The sequence below is a fragment of the Xanthomonas hortorum genome (genome assembly GCF_024339125.1).
Classification (GTDB): domain Bacteria; phylum Pseudomonadota; class Gammaproteobacteria; order Xanthomonadales; family Xanthomonadaceae; genus Xanthomonas; species Xanthomonas hortorum.
Window position 1 is genome coordinate 4,176,512 of sequence record NZ_CP101417.1, and the last position, 16,529, is coordinate 4,193,040.

Annotated in this window: 11 protein-coding genes, 2 tRNA genes and 1 pseudogene; 6 read left to right on the plus strand and 8 right to left on the minus strand. The window is 55.1% G+C overall.

The window, feature by feature from the left end; genetic code table 11:
- Positions 1-8: 8 nt before the first annotated feature.
- From NMB96_RS17945 to NMB96_RS17960, 4 genes and pseudogenes are all read right to left on the minus strand, one after another.
- Complete coding sequence (locus tag NMB96_RS17945; protein WP_046833649.1) at positions 9-1,148, minus strand: TrbL/VirB6 family protein; 1,140 nt, start codon at positions 1,146-1,148, stop codon at positions 9-11.
- A gap of 31 nt (positions 1,149-1,179) precedes the next feature.
- Positions 1,180-1,827: a hypothetical protein gene (locus NMB96_RS17950; protein WP_042774121.1), complete on the minus strand. Its 648-nt coding sequence runs from the start codon at positions 1,825-1,827 to the stop codon at positions 1,180-1,182.
- 1,030 nt (positions 1,828-2,857) lie between these two features.
- Positions 2,858-4,405 carry an MASE1 domain-containing protein gene (locus NMB96_RS17955; protein WP_180313559.1) on the minus strand — a complete coding sequence of 516 codons (1,548 nt, stop codon included), beginning with the start codon at positions 4,403-4,405 and terminating at the stop codon, positions 2,858-2,860.
- An 898-nt stretch (positions 4,406-5,303) separates the two neighbouring features.
- Positions 5,304-5,524 (minus strand): annotated as a pseudogene (locus tag NMB96_RS17960) (transposase); the annotation flags it as partial.
- A 167-nt stretch (positions 5,525-5,691) separates the two neighbouring features.
- Here NMB96_RS17960 and NMB96_RS17965 point away from each other — a divergent pair.
- From NMB96_RS17965 to NMB96_RS17985, 5 genes are all read left to right on the plus strand, one after another.
- Positions 5,692-6,027 (plus strand): AAA family ATPase, encoded by a 336-nt coding sequence (locus NMB96_RS17965; RefSeq protein WP_255085358.1) that lies wholly within the window; start codon positions 5,692-5,694, stop codon positions 6,025-6,027.
- A gap of 116 nt (positions 6,028-6,143) precedes the next feature.
- Positions 6,144-8,141, plus strand: a complete 1,998-nt coding sequence (locus NMB96_RS17970; RefSeq protein ID WP_255085359.1) for an ATP-dependent nuclease — start codon at positions 6,144-6,146, stop codon at positions 8,139-8,141.
- Positions 8,138-9,985, plus strand: a complete 1,848-nt coding sequence (locus NMB96_RS17975; protein WP_168952378.1) for a UvrD-helicase domain-containing protein — start codon at positions 8,138-8,140, stop codon at positions 9,983-9,985. The genes NMB96_RS17970 and NMB96_RS17975 overlap by 4 nt, the downstream gene beginning before the upstream one ends.
- A 69-nt stretch (positions 9,986-10,054) precedes the next feature.
- Positions 10,055-10,303, plus strand: a complete 249-nt coding sequence (locus tag NMB96_RS17980; RefSeq protein WP_233362323.1) for a hypothetical protein — start codon at positions 10,055-10,057, stop codon at positions 10,301-10,303.
- Between the two features lie 314 nt (positions 10,304-10,617).
- Positions 10,618-11,502 (plus strand): LysR family transcriptional regulator, encoded by an 885-nt coding sequence (locus tag NMB96_RS17985; protein WP_057417721.1) that lies wholly within the window; start codon positions 10,618-10,620, stop codon positions 11,500-11,502.
- Positions 11,503-11,529: 27 nt separating this feature from the next.
- Here NMB96_RS17985 and NMB96_RS17990 read toward each other — a convergent pair whose 3' ends face one another.
- Positions 11,530-11,823 carry a helix-turn-helix domain-containing protein gene (locus NMB96_RS17990; RefSeq protein ID WP_033482809.1) on the minus strand — a complete coding sequence of 98 codons (294 nt, stop codon included), beginning with the start codon at positions 11,821-11,823 and terminating at the stop codon, positions 11,530-11,532.
- Positions 11,824-11,925: 102 nt separating this feature from the next.
- On the opposite strand from NMB96_RS17990, the gene NMB96_RS17995 reads away from it, so the two are divergent.
- Positions 11,926-12,576 carry a LysR substrate-binding domain-containing protein gene (locus NMB96_RS17995; RefSeq protein ID WP_080683261.1) on the plus strand — a complete coding sequence of 217 codons (651 nt, stop codon included), beginning with the start codon at positions 11,926-11,928 and terminating at the stop codon, positions 12,574-12,576.
- Between the two features lie 66 nt (positions 12,577-12,642).
- Here the strand turns inward: NMB96_RS17995 and NMB96_RS18000 are convergent, their stop codons facing one another.
- From NMB96_RS18000 to NMB96_RS18010, 3 genes are all read right to left on the minus strand, one after another.
- Positions 12,643-14,577 carry a tyrosine-type recombinase/integrase gene (locus NMB96_RS18000; protein WP_168952379.1) on the minus strand — a complete coding sequence of 645 codons (1,935 nt, stop codon included), beginning with the start codon at positions 14,575-14,577 and terminating at the stop codon, positions 12,643-12,645.
- A 225-nt stretch (positions 14,578-14,802) separates the two neighbouring features.
- Positions 14,803-14,878, minus strand: a tRNA-Gly gene (locus NMB96_RS18005).
- A gap of 126 nt (positions 14,879-15,004) precedes the next feature.
- Positions 15,005-15,078, minus strand: a tRNA-Cys gene (locus NMB96_RS18010).
- Between the last annotated feature and the right edge of the window lie 1,451 nt (positions 15,079-16,529).

A 16,529-nucleotide genomic window follows, 5' to 3' on the forward strand; every position in this document is an offset into this window, starting at 1 on the left:
TATATTTCTTAACTGAAGCTACTATCTTTAGGACCAGCTAAGCCACGTGACCCAGATGGCTGTGAGGTTATGCCTTGATCTGGATTTCGCGTTAGATTGCCGTTGCCAACGTTCCCGCCGCTGAGTTCGCTAGAAGGTCTGTTATTGTCTCTTCCAATCTGCTGCGGCATATAGGACCCGGCCGGTTGCCCCTGTGGTCCAGGACTTGCTGAGCCGCCACGATCAAATGCTGAATATGCCATGAACGTTCCCATATTACCCTGCCAAATTGCAGCCGCCAATGTTGGAACGCTTATGATCAACAAGGTCATGACCAGTCCGATACCGCCCTGTTGTAGGGCTTGGCTAGATAGTCCTTCTGCATTGCCCAATGTGATGAGTCGGGCAGCCCAGTAGGCCGCAGCCACTTTTGCCGTGAATTTCAGCACCATCGCCGTGACCACCGACAGCATTGCCATCGAGAACAGCGTGCCGATCACGTAGAACAACCACTTCTTGAACAGGTCCTTGGTCTGATCGAAGATCAGAGCCAAGATGAAAATTGGCCCGATCCCGATCAAGAAGGCCATGGTGAACTTGAACAACAGCAGCATCGCCCCAGCTGCCATCGGCGGGCTGGCGGTGCCGAAGCCCGCCATCAAGATAGCGCGGCCTTTCTTCTCCAGTGCCTCCGGATCGGTGGCGTCGACGCGCACCGCATCCAACGCGGTGAGGGCTACCTGCGTGTAGGCAAGATTTTCGTCGATCGCATCGGAGGCGGTGCTGTCCTTATCACCCGTGAACAGGCCGTGGATCTCCTTGTCCAGGTTTTGGGTCATGGTCTGGTGCAGCATTGCGCCATTGACCCCGACAGCCGAAGCAAGGCTGATGATGATCGCGACCTTACCGGCCTTGATCATTGTCGCCATTGCACTTTCACGCGACTGCCCGGTTGCGATGCGATAGCCCAGAATCAGTACCCACAGAGTGGTCACTGTCAAAGCCATCGTACTGACCCACCTCATAGCGCGGCTCATCAACTCCAAGCCGAACTCTTGAATCTCGTTGCTGAAGTAGTCGTTGACCAGTTTGAAGAAAACGAACTCACCGAGGCCGATATCCGCCAAAGGCTGCAACCAGTTCATCGCTCCGTGGAGAATTGCGTCCATTACCTTCTGCCTGTCTGTCGTGGTGTAGCGATCAATTGGATAACGCGGCTTTCAGCGTTGCGGCCTGCACGAGCTGTCCCAGCGGTTTGAGCCAGCTATTTTGGTCACCATCCAAAGCTTTTCTGGCCAATCGCGACTGATCTTCCTTGAGCCCGACGATATAGCTGTCATATGCCGTCATCTGGGCATTCCAGTAGTCCAGGTCCATGGCGTTTTGTGCTACGAAACGCTGAACTTCGTTATCGTTGGCAGCAAGCGCTCCCTGGCTGGTGCCACCTAGGTCGCGCTGCGCCTCAATCGCTTTAAACTTGTTGTTGCGTTCTATAAGGCGCTTGAGCATGCGTACCGACTCGTTGTATTTGGCATTTTTTGCCAGCACCATGCGTGTGCAGACCTTCATTTGCTCCTCCACCATATTTCCGTTCATGTTGGGGGCGAGAGACTTGAATTGCTGGAGCACCCCTGCGAGGCCAGTCTTTGGGGCACCCGGACAGTCGTCTTCCAGGCCATAGTCTTCTGGACGTTCGGCAAAGTTGTCAGCCATGCTGGACGTCCCTAGATCCAACCGCGGAATCTTGATGAGCTGCTGCTGATAGTGATCCAGCTGCTGCTGATACTGCTTGAGAGTCTCGGTCCATCGCTTAGCCTGCTCTCCGTACTCCTGCAAGGCCTTCGCCAGCGACGTTTGATCATTGACGAGCACACCCAAACCCACTGCATTCGCGGGCCCAGCACTAAGACCGGCCGCAAGCAACAAGCCTGCGGCGAGACGTGAAAATGAAAGGCGTGAGCGGCGTGAGCGGTCATTCATGGCGGGACTCGTCGGTCTTGTTGGGTGCAGATGGATGGCGGGGATAGCAAAACGAGGGATATAGAGGGCACAGCCCGGAAGGCGATAGGCAGCCCAGGCAGGTGGTGGGGAGTCAAGCCCGTAACGCAATCATGAAGCGAGAGAATTTTTGTTCAGACACAGGCACAGCGACGAGAAAGACGCCGCCGGGGGTGCGGAGATGAGCGCCTGCTAGGGCCATTATCCTTATGTGCTATTGAGGCAGGTTGGGTCGAACTCTGGCATAGGTCAAGGCAGATTGCCACTACCTGCTCCCCTCCAGACCGTCCTCTCATCGTCTAGCGGCCGCCACCTCAAGGGACAAGGTTGCCTGGGTAGGAAAAATCTGACATCAGGGAACGGCAATTCCTCACCCTCTGCAATGGCGTGCCCGGTCGAGTCCGCACGATATTTGTCAACCGAGGAAAGCTCTGGATCGCGTACCGTCGCAGCTGCCTGGACCGCAGGCGAGCACTCCCTCTTCGAGGGGAAAGGACATGTGATGCGTAACTTCCAACGTACGGCAAAAGTAGCTGTGGGACTGCTAGGACTGGCACTGTCATACAGTGCGGCGGCATGCTGTCCGGATGTCGGTCATAGCCCTGCTGCTGCTGCGACAACAGGGCTGGGGGCCAGTCGTCCCTCTGCTACTGATCTCTCGGCTGTCAGCACCTTGCACGTGTATACGTTCGAGCGAGACGGAATCCGCTATCTGCAAGTCAATGGCCCTAGTGGCGATGTCCGAACTGCAATCGGGTGGATCGACGGTACCCGTTGGGTCATGCCGGTTGGTATCGATGCAGACCGCACCAAGATCCTGGCGGCTGGTTCACTTCCGAGCGGAACAGTCGTATATGAAGGAGACGGTATGACGGTGCTGCTACAGACACTCGCGCGTGGTAACAGCTGGCTCATCGTACCTAAAAATTGATCGTGTCCCTGTTGGTTCGGAAACAAAGAAGCTGATCTTGCCCGTATGGTGGCGCCGGCAGGTGCCACCATACGAGCGCACCCTGCTGGACAACTCTGCTGTGTTCTCAAGAGCGGTCCGACTGGCAGGCTTGCTCTGTGGCTTATCCCCGTAAATTGATATAGCGATGCCCTGCAGCCCGCGCAGCTTCCCGACCCTGGCCTTGATGGTATGACGCCTTGCTGGAGGCAGACAGGCAATCGCCTGCTGGGTGCATCTGTAGACGGCAAGCTGCAGCCCAACAGACAATTGCATGGGATTGCCGCGAAGCATGACTGGGTGGATTTCTGTGTGACTGGAACTGGCGAAGCCTGGCGAACGGAAAACGTGATAGAGCCCATGCGTCTCGATCTCCAGCGGGTACAAAGCATTGATGTACTCGTGCAGCATCTTCGATTGGATAGAGCCCGTGCGAATCATCCGCATGGCGGCTTCATGTTGTCCGCGTGACTTGAGATGACTTTCGATGTCGCGGCGTAGTCGGTTCATCTGTACCTCAATGTCGACGTACTCGATCACGTGCTCGCGCAATTCCCGCTCAGCCCAAAGGTAGCTCAGTTTTGCCGTATCCAACGCTTGTTGCTCGCCCCGCAGACGCAGGCGCGCTTCGGCAAGGGTGCTGGAGATACGCGCGCCCAGCACGAATAGTCCCGTAGCCGTTGTTGCGAGCATCACCTGCACAACAAAGCCTATTGAGTCATAGGCCCCCAGCACACCCGTATTTCGCAGTGAAAATGCCAGAGCAGTATTCGCCAGCACAACGCCGATGGCCGCGCCCCGCCAGCCATGCAGCCAGGTGAGTAGAACGGCAGGAACGATCAGCAACGACATTAAGCCCAACCGTGCAACATTGCTTTGCGGTAGTGTTGCTAATGCAAAGATCAATGCAGTCGCCAGAACCGCCAGTGCGCAATGAGGCGTCAGGCGGCTGGGCGTCTCTTCGTCGTGGCGGCGCATCCATAGAAGCACCGGCAGGACCACCATCAACATTCCGAGGTAGTCACCTACAGCGAAACGGGCGAACTTGACGCCGCTGATTGCCGACGAAGGTCCATCGAGCATGATGTTAGTCCCCAGAGTGCAGAGCGCGCCCCAGACTGCCGTGACCAGAAGCATCGGGATCAGTGACGCTCCTGCGCGATGTACTGCCCCACACCTTGCCCGAATAGCAATAGGGACCAGGGCAATGGCCGGGACCAGGATCCAGGGGCTTGCGTAGGCCCAGGTAGGATTGACACCGACACTGCTGATCGCAGGAACCCGAATCATCAGCAATGCCGCGACATCGCCCATCAGTATCCAGGGTAGCAAGCGAGAAGGGGCGAGCAGCAACGCTGCGATCCGAAGGCCAGCTGGCAGGTACCACTGATCCAGTGAGCAGTGCCAAGACAGTTGAAACGCCAGACAGTAGGCCGTAGCGGTTAACAGGCCCTGCGTCACACTTTTCAGCCCTTCCATGGGAATACCTTGAGTTTTGACGACGCCAGAGCATACCTGAGCGGGAGCCGTAACGGTGTGGGTGACCAAGACCGGTACATGCCCCTACAGCCCAGTGAAACGGGTACGCCACAGATGCGCGTCAGGTATGTAGAGAGCCTGCTGCAAAAACTATGGACGTCCTTGCCCCCTCGGCTTGATCAGATGGACAGAGGCCGTGGCGGGGAGCGTGGAGTTGGCGGGAGCCCTGGAATGCAATTCGGCTTGGTCACGCGATGAGCCGTGTTCTTCGGCACCCTGTCACGCTGGGAAAGAGCGCTGCCGCCAGGCACGGCGTCCCAGCCAAAGTAAAAGCGTGCCATCATCACCACATCTAAGCGAGCACGTCATTTCAACCACTACCAGGGAGGTACTTGTCATGAAGCCACGCACCACTGCCGCCACTTTCGCACTGGCTGCGGCTTTAGGCCTTGGCCTGAGCGCCCCAGCTCGCGCCCAGGCGCCTGATCCTTGCTCGGTCTTTCTTTGCATGTCCAGCATGTCCGGCTTCGGCACTCCGTCTCCTGAATGTGCAGCGCCGATCGCAACCTTCCACGCCATCCAGGTATGGAGCCCGGCCTTCAACCCGCCGGCCACGGCGGCGGCACGCCGGGTATATCTGACGACATGTCCAGGCGCGACTGCACCGAATCAAGCCATCTTGGAAGCCATCATCGCGAAGTGGGGCTATAGACCTTGACGGGCATCGCCCGCTGACTCAGAAACATGCTTCTGAGACTTTGCGGGAATACCACCACGCTCCTGTTCGCGATGTGGATCGCGCATTGCCTTTCTGTGCGATTGGGTTCCTACGCATCGGCCAGTGGGAAGTGAACACGCAACCTTTGTATGTTCGCCCGCAGGAAAGTGAACTCTGCAGCCAACTTTGGGGTTGCTGATACACCGCCTCCCAAGGTGGAAATCGTTGGGAAGCAATCACTATGGTGCGCCGGCCAGTGCGATCCAGCGCAGTGCGTTGAACATCGCGTCTAACGCTTACTTACGCTGTGGCGCCTGCGCATCCATTAGTGTCAAATACGGCGCAGCAAAGGCCCATTCGTCTTCGGAAATGTCGGTCGGATAAGGATTACGAGGCTTCATCCGTATACTTTAGAGTGGCAAGGGCAACAGCAGCATCCACAAAGCCCCGCGCAGATCCTGCGACTAGCGGCTGAAGGTCAGGGCTAATCAGGTCTCTCTTTGATTGTTATAGGCAGCTAGCTATATTGATAGCAAACTGACACTCTTCAGGCTTTCAAGGACGATCCATGCGCATTCAGCACGTAGAGATATCTAACTTCCGAAAGCTGCTTTCTGTGCGAATTGACTTCGCTAATGAGACCACGCTGCTTGTAGGTGCAAACAACAGCGGCAAATCATCTGCCATGCTGGCACTCCGGAGATTTTTGGTTTCGAAGGGATCTGCTTTTCGGCTCCAGGATCTGACTCTTTGTCATTTCGCAAAGCTTGACGAGATTGGTAAGGAGTGGGAGAACCCACCAGCAAACTTTGAAATTCCTACAGCCAAGGACTGGGCCGACTGGCTCCCTAGGAAAGGTCTGAACAACTCGCAGCGCTGCGAGAGAACTTGGGATTTCGCTTGATCGCCAAGGTCGCCAACGCTGAAAATCAAGCACTTGCGCGTGACGGAGATTGCTTCGGATGTTGATCGGAAAATCATAGAAGAGTTGTTCAGAGCTTCCCTAGTCTGGATATCTGGGTGTCGGCAGATCAAGGAGAGTTCCACTTCATCCGCGATCTCATTCCCAGCTTTGCGTGGCGCGGGGGGCTTGTGGGAATGCGTTTCCTGCTTGAACCAGATGATATGAATATGCTGTACACGGACTATCGCAAGGAGCGCGCGAGGGTTGCAGAGCTTGAGGATGCTTTAGGGAAGGAGGAGCCGCTTGGTAGCCCGCTGACGCTATGGCCACAGAGCCTCCATGATTACTTGAACCGTAGGCTGGGAGATAAATTCAAGGTTCGTTGGTATCGCCTAGATCCGCAACAACTTAAGAAGCCTCACAAGTCGACTCGAATGGCTCAAATGCAGCAATTGAGTCCTACCTCCCTGCCTCTGGAAAGCAATCCCCTCAGTGGATTAATTCGAGTACACGAGATCAATGCACAGCGGGGATTCGGCGACCATTCGGACGACAATCAAGGCGATAACACTAGACCCAGCGGTGCCCGAAAACTCTCGGAACAACTCAGATCCTATTACTCCCGACACCTAGATCCAGGTGACAGCCCAGATATCTCAGATCTCGAAGCGTTGCGGGCGATAGAAGCAGCCCAGTCGGCATTCGATACCAGGCTAAGTAGCAGCTTCGAATCTGCTATTAAAGAGGTCGAGGGATTGGGCTACCCTGGCCGCAATGACCCACGCATCAAAGTCGCAAGTCGCCTAGCAGCAACCGACGGCATGAACCATGAAGCTGCCGTCCTTTTTGAGTTGGATTCAATTCAGGGCGCCCCGGGAGCCCCTCCTCTTCATTTACCTGAGACCGCTAACGGGTTGGGATATCAAAACCTGATATCCATGATTTTCCGGCTGATGGGTTTTAGGGATGAGTGGCTAAGAAAAACCAGGGCCGCCAGCGCGGAGGTAATAGACCGCGTCGAGCCCATCCACCTCGTGCTCATTGAAGAGCCTGAAGCCCACCTTCATGTTCAAGTGCAGCAAGTGTTCGTACGGCACGCCTACCAAGTTCTATGCCGAGACGCTTTGCTTGAACGCTACCCAAATCTGAAGACTCAGCTTTTGGTGAGTACGCACTCCAGCCATGTAACTCATGAAGTGGAGTACCAGAATCTTAGGTATTTCAGGCGACTCCCAGCAGGGATGTATGGCATCGGCGTACCGGTGTCGACGGTGTCTAACCTCTCTAACGTGTTCGGCGATGGAACAAAGACGAAGGAGTTCGTAACCAGGTACCTACGGGCACAGCACGCAGACATATTCTTCGCCGACGCCGCCATCTTGGTAGAGGGCTCAGCAGAGCGAATGATGCTGCCGCATTTCTTGCGGAATAAGTTTCCATTCCTTGACCGCTGCTACATCACAACCCTTGATATCGGTGGCAGTCACGCACACCGACTAAGGCCTTTAATTGACGCGCTTGGCATCCTCACTCTGGTTATTACAGACCTCGATGCAGGGTTGAATAAAGCGGCAAAACCGGTGCAAAGAAACGCAGATCAGATTACGAACAATCCGACATTGCGGAGCTGGATGAAACTGATGCATCTGGGCAGTACAGTGGATGAGCTGCTTGAGCTGCCAGCGAATCAAAAAGAGCACCAGATCGACGACCTGTACTCGGTGCGCATCGCCTATCAAACTCCTATTTCCACCCACCTGCCCGCTACTGGTAAAGCAATACAAACCCTACCAAATACCTTTGAAGACAGCTTTGTGCTTAGCAACGCCGGTCACTTTGCGGAAAAAACAAACGGCACTGGTATGATGAAGGCCTTCGTAAAAGTTTTGAATGAAGCGCAAACATCGGAAGCCGTCGGAGAAGGTTTTTTCAACGAATTACGCGAAGGAAAGAAAGCAGAGTTTGTGTTGCTCGTTTTGGGCGACAAGAACTTCCCCAACCTTGAAATCCCTGAATACATCAGTGAAGGCCTCAACTGGCTTGAGTCGAAATTGCGAAGCAAGCAAATAGAGCTGCTGGTAATTCCACCCGAGTGCGCGGAGGTGACGCCATGAGCGAGGCAGTTATCGCAGATGCCGACGACACTATGCAGGCTTGCCTGAATCTGGCAGACCCGAAGAGTTTTTTTCTATACGCAGGTGCTGGCTCAGGAAAAACCCACTCACTCGTCGAAGCTATCCGCGAACTCAAAGGTCGCGAGCGAGAACGCCTGACATTCGAGGGCAGACGCATTGCGGTGATCACCTACACAAACTCAGCCTGTGATGAGATTCTTCGGAGGCTAGAGTTTGATCCACTCGTGGAAGTCTCAACCATTCACGCGTTCGCCTGGCGCCTAATCCAAGGATTCGACAATGAGATCAGAGAATGGCTAAGGATCAAACTTCCCCAGGACATTGAGAAGATCGAGGGCGAGCTAGCACGTTCGAGAGGCGACAATAAAACATCTCGAGCAAACAGACGGAAGCTACAAAGCAAGAGACGCAGACTTGAGAATCTCGACGAGATTACGAAGTTTATCTACAGCCCCATTGGCGACAACAGAGAGCGGCAAGCACTCAATCACGATAAGATCATCAAGTTAACTGCAGCATTCGTTCCTGAACGCCCTTTGCTGGATGTTCTAGTAGACCGCTACCCAGTCGTATTGATCGACGAAAGTCAGGACACCCACGCTCCAGTAATGGAGGCTTTTCTGAAGGTCCAGCAATTGGCGAAGACTCGCTTCTGCTTGGGGCTACTCGGCGACACCATGCAACAGATTTACGGCCATGGAGTAACGCGCCTTGACAAAGCGATACCGGATGACTGGTTGAAACCTGAAAAGGTCGTTAATCGCCGCTGTCCTCGTAGGGTTGTAGACCTTATCAACGTGATTCGAAGCACTGCAGACACTCATCAGCAGACCCCCAAGCCCGATGCCATTGAAGGTGTGGTGCGCATGTACTGCATTAGTCAAAGCCAAGAACAGGCACCAAATCTTGAGGAAGGCATCGCTCAGTCGATGGCTGCAATCACTGACGACGGCGAATGGGCTACCGGTTCTGCGGGCCGAAAAACCTTGATCCTCGAACATAAGATGGCTGGACGGCGGATGGGGTTCGAAAAGCTGTTCACGCCCCTATACGGGGTTGAGCACCTTCAAACAGGCTTGCTGGATGGAACATTGCCCGCACTTCGCGTTTTCAGCGAAGGCGTTCTTCCCATTCTTACCGCAAAGGACGATCACTTCCTTGTGCTTGAAGCCGTACGCTCTCGCTCTCCGTTGCTCAGCAAGGATGCAATGCAATCAACAGGGGATCAATCGGCCCACATGCAACGTGTAGAGGACGCGACGCATGCCCTGCTCTCTCTTTTCGAAAAAAACGATCCAACACTGAGCGAGGTCGCAACGCTTCTGTTGCAAACCCAACTGCTTGATGTGCCTGATAATCTGGTTGGGGCTATGGTGCTGGGAGCCCCTAGTGAGGCTCCAGATCCTGAAGATACGAACGCGATGACCAACTACGCCTACCAGCTATTCCTTGAGCGTCCATTTTCGGAGCTTGCAGCCTTTGCGAGTTATGCGGATGGCCTTTCACCCTACGGTACACATCAAGGGGTAAAGGGGCTGGAGTTTCCACGAGTCATGGTCGTCATCAACGATGAGGAGGCAGGCGGCTTCTTATTCAGCTACGACAAATTGCTGGGTGTAAAAGAACCAACAAAGACTGACCGGGACAACGAGCGTGACGGCAAGGACAACGCACTAGCACGTACTCGTAGGCTGCTTTACGTGACATGTAGTCGGGCTGAAAAGAGCCTGGCGATTGTCGTATACACACCCCAGCCTGCACTCGCCAAGCGAAACGTTGTTGCTGCTGGCTGGCTTCAGGAGAGCGAGGTCGAAATCCTTTGAGGCCTTCCTCCTAGGCAATTCCCCAACTGGTTGAATTATGCACTATTGCTCACTTTATGCGGTGTGACCATGGCGCCACGAAACGAAGAACTTGCTGCACTGTATGAGTTACCTGAAGAGATGACTCTTGCCGAGGGAAAAACTTTTTCCTCATTTTCATCTGAATGGCTGAAGAAAATCGAAGACTGGCTGATGATCAGTTTCTTGATCACGATTCTTGTAATTCTATATTTTGCAGCGTGGTATCGCTATGGTCCAGATGCGCCAGTCGTGAAGATGATTCGAAAGAATAGCCACCTGATTTGCTGGGTTCAATAGTACGGATGTGCTATGGGCAGCCTGAGTCAAGCCCTCTATGTTAATCAAGCAGTTCAGCTTCCGAAGTGAGTGGGTTTAGAAGACATTGAGAGATGCGCAGTTTGCATGTCGACTTGTTTGATTGCTCAGCGCCAGCATTTCAATGGTATTTATACTAGATATCCTATCTTGAGTTGATGCGCATCTCGTCGACATATCATGAATTGCGTCAGGAAATTCATCGCCAACCTACGCGATTATACGAGCCAGCAACCGAACCAACCTTGCCCTCTGCTGTTGGCACAGATGATTGTGACTGTTAAGGAGTCTTGCGGATGGAGCTGCGACATCTGCGCTGCTTTGTGGTTTTGGCCGAGGAACTGCACTTCACAAGAGCAGCTGAACGCCTCCATATCGAACAATCTCCTTTATCCAGGACTATCAAGGAACTGGAAGACGACTTGGGCGCTTTACTGTTCAACCGTGATCGAAGAGGAACGCGGCTGACCGATGCCGGCAAAGCATTTCTTCTGGACGTACGCCGTTTATTTACCACTTTGGATCAAGCCCGAGAAAATGTGAAGGCGGTTTCCGCGGGCTTCCGGGTAAGTATGCGGATTGCAGTATCTCACGGAGCGATCGATTCCAGATTGTCTGACCTCCTTGCACGTTGTCGCGAGGAGGAGCCTGATGTTGAAATTCGTCTCACAGAAGTCACGCTCTCTGAGCTCCTCCATGGACTAAGGTCGGGAGACTTCACCATTGGGTTCACACACACAGAAGAGGTTGGCGATGGCATTGTTGCTGAACCCATTTGGCATGCACGAATGGTTGCAGTGATACCAGCCCGTCATCCGCTACTCGCCTTCAAAGAAGTGCCTATCGAAGAACTTCTCCGCGCCCCATTGATCATGTGGAACCACCAAGCCTATGAGGGCTACGATAAGGCCTTTACCAAGCTGTTGCGAGGCTTGGATGAGAAACCGAACGTCATCGAGCGCGCAGCTTCGCTCGACGTTATGCTAGCTCTCGTTGCGGCTGGTTACGGGATTGGCCTCGCATCTGGCGCGAAGCTGGAACCGTGCAAGCATTCTGATATCGTCATCCGTCCATTGGCAAATCAATCAGCGGTGATTACGACGTACATGCTGAAAGCTGCCAGTGCTGCGCCTTCAATCTCTGTGGATCGCTTCACAACACGTTTGAAAGATAGAAATTAGATAATCGTCGCAATCAAATCGAACACTTCACCCTTCTGAGTCAGCGTACAGAATGCTTTCAGCAGCAGTCATTAGGTTGGCTGCACTGTCGTTCAATGCGATGGATACCCGCAAAATCAACGCTAGTGTAGGCATGTGTTGCCCCCGCTCGATCTTTCCCATGTGAGAGCGCTCAATGCCGGCGCGAGTAGCAAGCTCTTCTTGCGATATCTGACGCGCAACACGTGCGGCGCGTTCTGCCTTGCCGAAAGCTATCGCCGGCTCGGCTTCATAGGTGGTGGCGCCCACTGGGCGTCCTGGTTTCATTGTGCGCTTCTGCATCGGCAAAAGCGTTACGCAATAAGCTTAACTAAACCACGTTAAACTTAAATCTATGCATGATGTTTGGTGACTTTTTCCTTACATACTCCGGAGGGGCAGACCATGAACCAGAATTGTTGCTCGCAATTCATCAGAGTTGCCGTCGCTCCAGCAGTGCTGTCCCCAGAGTTGGCTGATCTCCTTGCGCTTCAGCGAACAGAAGAGCCTGAAACACCTGTGCTACTGCAAGAGGTCACCCAGGACGTGCTCACGACTAGCATCCTCGGAGGAACCTACGATCTAGGCATCGGTTGGCCGGTATCCACCCTTGCCCTGGCCGTCCTGCCACTGTGGCGCGACCGATTAGCCATCGCTTTGCCCGCTCGGTCCCCACTGCTGGCACAGCATGCTATTTCATTACAGGTATCACTCAGTTACCCCCTGATTTGTTGGCATCCGGATCCTTGTGTTGAAGGGCTTGATACGGAGGCAGAAACGGATGATGGAAGCGCTCATCTATGCCGCATTGCAGTCACATCCTTCGATCTTCTGACGGTACTCGTTGCGGCTGGCTATGGCATCGGTATTGCGCCGCAGAGCTACATAGTCAGGGCCCGCAATCGAGGTATCGTCATGCGTCAGATCCTCGGCACTCCTCAATGGGTTTACACCTGTCTTTTTCGATCGGCAAATGCTCTATCACCTGCAGTTAAAAGGCTTGTCGAGCGAGCGTCACGGGTAGCGATGTCCACGGAAAACAACCGCTCTTGGTGAAGAAAGGAGCGTGATTTGATAGACCGTTTATGGCGTTGTCGTGCATCGCTGCTCTCGGCAAAGAGGTTACAGCGAAGGCGAACTCGGCCGCTCCCGCGCTTCTTGGTCCGAAATCTGGTGAAGAGGTTGCTGCTGTGCGGGCTCCCCTACTGATTCACTGCTTTGCAGCGTTCGCACCTTTTCGAAAGACTGGTCGCCCATGATGGTCCGAACGATCGCGACCACGTTGGTCGGCGTGACTACATCAATCGCTGCGCGATCACCAAGATCCGTGTGCGGTCGGGTCAGCATTCGGAACAGGTCCCACGAGTCCGCTCCTTGGCACTGATTCATGAGGACCTGGGTCAGCTTGTGCTTGAGTGGCACCAGTTGCCAATCGGGAACACGCTGCCCTCGATTACCCAGGCCGATGGACAGTAGCTTGCCTGCCTTCAGTTCGCGATTGATCTGGTCCTTAGACTTACCGGCCAGCTTGCCGAACAGCGGCACCGGCAGGCAGCTAGGCGACTCGTACATGGCCAGCATTTCCTTGCGCTCGCGCTGGATTGCGGATGCTTCCGGTTCCGGCGTCCGAGTGGGGGGCGGAGGCACCTGCGACAGCCGCTGGAAGGTGGTTCCCTCAGTACTTGGCATCACAATGATCGGCGTGGGCGACACGGCGGCTTTAGCAGAAACATCGGCGATGGCCGCCGGCCCTTCCGCCATCGCTGGCACCCCTTCGATATGGATGGTTAGATGTGTACTGGCAGCTTCCACTTTGCCCTGTTCGAGCAGGTCAAGACGGTCGGCCCAATCCTGCATCATCCGGCGGCGCGGCTCGACATACTTGGCGTGGTTGTAGGCCGAACTCACCTTGTTCGGATCGGAGTGCGAAAGCTGCGCGTCCACCCAAATCTTGGGATAGCCGATCTCGTTGAGCGCCGTAGAAATCGTTCCCCGAATGCCATGGCCGGTCAGTTGGGCGTCGTAGCCCATTCGTTTCAAGGCAGCGTTGAGGGTGTTCTCACTGATGCGCTTCTTGAGTTCGCTGCGGTGCGCCAGCAGATGCGTCTGGGCAGGCCGCATTACGCCCAGGAGGTAGCGCACGATCTCGACCGCCTGGACAGACAGAGGCACGATGTAAGGCGGTATGTCATGCGGGCGCTTGCCGGCCTTGCGCATCTCGTCCTGAAGCTGCTTGACGATCTGCGGCGGAATAATCCACAGACCGCGGTCGAGGTCGAACTGGTCCGGTGTAGCCAGTCGCAGTTCGCCGGTGCGCACCCCGGTCAGGAACAGCAGTCGAATGCCGAGTTGCGTTTGCCAGCCACGCGGGTTGTAGAGCCTGAGCTTCTGGAGGAAGTCGGGCAGTTCGGGCAGACGCAGGTAGGGGTTGTGGCTCACCGGCGGCTTGGGCTCGGCCACCACGTCGAGGTCTGTGGCCGGATTGGCCTCCATGCCCTCGACAATGACCAGGGCGTAGCGGAACAACTGGCTCAGCCAAGTGCGGACCTTCTCGGCAGTGGTGAAAGCCTTGCGCCGCTCGATCCTCGCCAAGACGCCCAGGAGTTGAGGTCGGCGAATGTCGTAGATCGACATCCTCTCAAGGCTGGGCAGCACGTCCTTTCCGAAGATTCTCTGGATCTGCGACAGCGTGCTGTTTCTGCCTTCTTTGAGTTCCTTCGCGCGATGCTCGACCCAGGCATCGAAGACGGCCTTGAACGTGTAGTCCGAGGCTAGCTTGATAGCGCGTCGCTTCTGTTTGCGGTCAGCATGGGGATTGATGCCCTTCGCCACGAGCGCTCGGGCTTCATCACGCAAGGTGCGTGCTTCGCGCAGGCCGACCTCGGGGTAGTTGCCCAAAGAGATGCGCTTTTGCTTGCCGAGCCAGTAGTAGCGCAGATGCCACGATTTGCCGCCGGTGGGGGCGACTACAAGGCCGAGGCCGTCAGTGTCAGGGATGCTGTAGGTTTTCTCGGCGGCCTTGGCTTGCCGCACGGTCAGATCAGAGAGTGCCATCATTAAACTCCTAAGTCATGAGACTTAGGCTCAATGCTGCTGGTCATCCCGATCCAACCCCAGCAACAACCCGGAACCGGCACCACCCACATTCTTTGGCCTCAATTTTGGCCTCAAAAACGCTGGCTGTTGGTGGATGTCCGTGGCGTTTGCCGGAATGAAAAAAGGAGCCGAAGCTCCTCTTTTCAACGACCTACAGATGCCAGTGGAAGTCTGTAGATCAATATTTGGAGCGGGAAACGAGACTCGAACTCGCGACCTCAACCTTGGCAAGGTTGCGCTCTACCAACTGAGCTATTCCCGCGTGGAGCGAAATTGTACAGCTTGTCACATCATTACGCTAGCCCTTTCACACCACCAGCTCGCTGTTTCTTGCGGAGCCACCCGCTTGCGAACCGGCACTTAGATGCGACTAGAACAGCGTGCGATGTGGAGGCCTGGGCCGGAATTGAACCGGCGTACGCGGATTTGCAGTCCGCTGCATAACCACTCTACCACCAGGCCGAACATCGCATTCCACAACACTTGCTATGCAACAACAAGGCCCCGCAAACGGGGCCTGTTCGTCTCAAGACAGCAACTGCACGCTAGTTGCATGCGTCCAACCTATTGTGTTGCAACAGGTTTTTCGCTGTCCCTGCCTTGGAACGGACGCTATTGTAGCCTTATTTGGCGTAGACGCCAAGAGGAGTGATCGGGCGCGCCACAGTGCGCTGGCGCCTGCAACCGCCGGACGCGATGTCCACGCGACAGGTCTGACAGCGCGCACCTCTGCGAGATCGAGCCTGCCTACTGGATCAGGCGCGCAGGTCTGATTGAATCTCACACATCTGCTTCTCATTCATAGCCTAGCAGCCCGATGACGGCGCATCTGCAAGGGGTCCAATGTCCGGCCTGTCGTTTGGCCGGTCGAGGCGCGCCGCGCCGACAGCGCCTGCTCTATCCGAGACGAGCTGCAAGTTTATGCGATGCAATTCACACACCTACATCGACCGGGTCCACATGGGGTAAGGCGCTTGCCATACAACAAAGCGAATGACGCAACACGGATCACATCGGCTTGAAAAGCATCGGGAGAAGTAATTCGTTAAATTAACTTCATAACCAAAGTAAATGGAACATTGATAATAGTTAGATTATCCAGCTAAACAATAAATCCGCGCGAATGTAATAAATCCTTCTCGAATCGCGCCTATGGTGAGCCGCACACAAGGAGACTCATCCGTCACGCAAGGACGTCCGAACCTCCGCAGTTTTGCGATGGATATCTTGTGTCCAACCTCAGTAGCGCTGTGCTTTGCGGTTTTCAACGTGACTTCTGACTCCGAAGCAGTAGTGATCGGCGCCGCCACTGCTTCATCGCGGCCTGCCATCGAGCCAGGCAACTCGATGCTCCCCCACCCTGACACTTCGCAGGCGCAGTGCGCGCCTGAGGAGACTGCAAGTGCATTTGTCTGGTCACGCTGGCAGGCCTTGCCAAGGTCGACAGAGGCCGAGCGGCTGGAACGTCTGCTCGCTGCAGTGGCGATCTACTTAGCACGGACCTGCGAGCAAGTGCCCTTGCAGATCAGGCTGCGCTATTCAGACCGCACACGCCAGCTGACATTGCATCCACGCGTGCACGACACCTGCAGTGCGATCTGCGAACAGGTGCACGGCGCATTGGATGAACGTGCACTCCATACTGCAGGCCAGGAGGATGCGCAATCGAAAAAGGCGCAACGTGGTGACGTTGCACATGCATGGCCGACGTTGATCGAGATCGGTGTAACGAACGACAGTGCGGTGATTGTTGGCGCAACTGCGACACCGCAGCTGCAATTGCAGATCTGCCAGTTACGCAAGCGATTTCGTTGCGGATTGCATAGCTCGCATTCGACACGGCGGCAGGCCTTGCGCGTCGGTGCACGTCTGAGATGTCTGCTAACGGCTCTTGAACGTGGCGAGGCACAGCA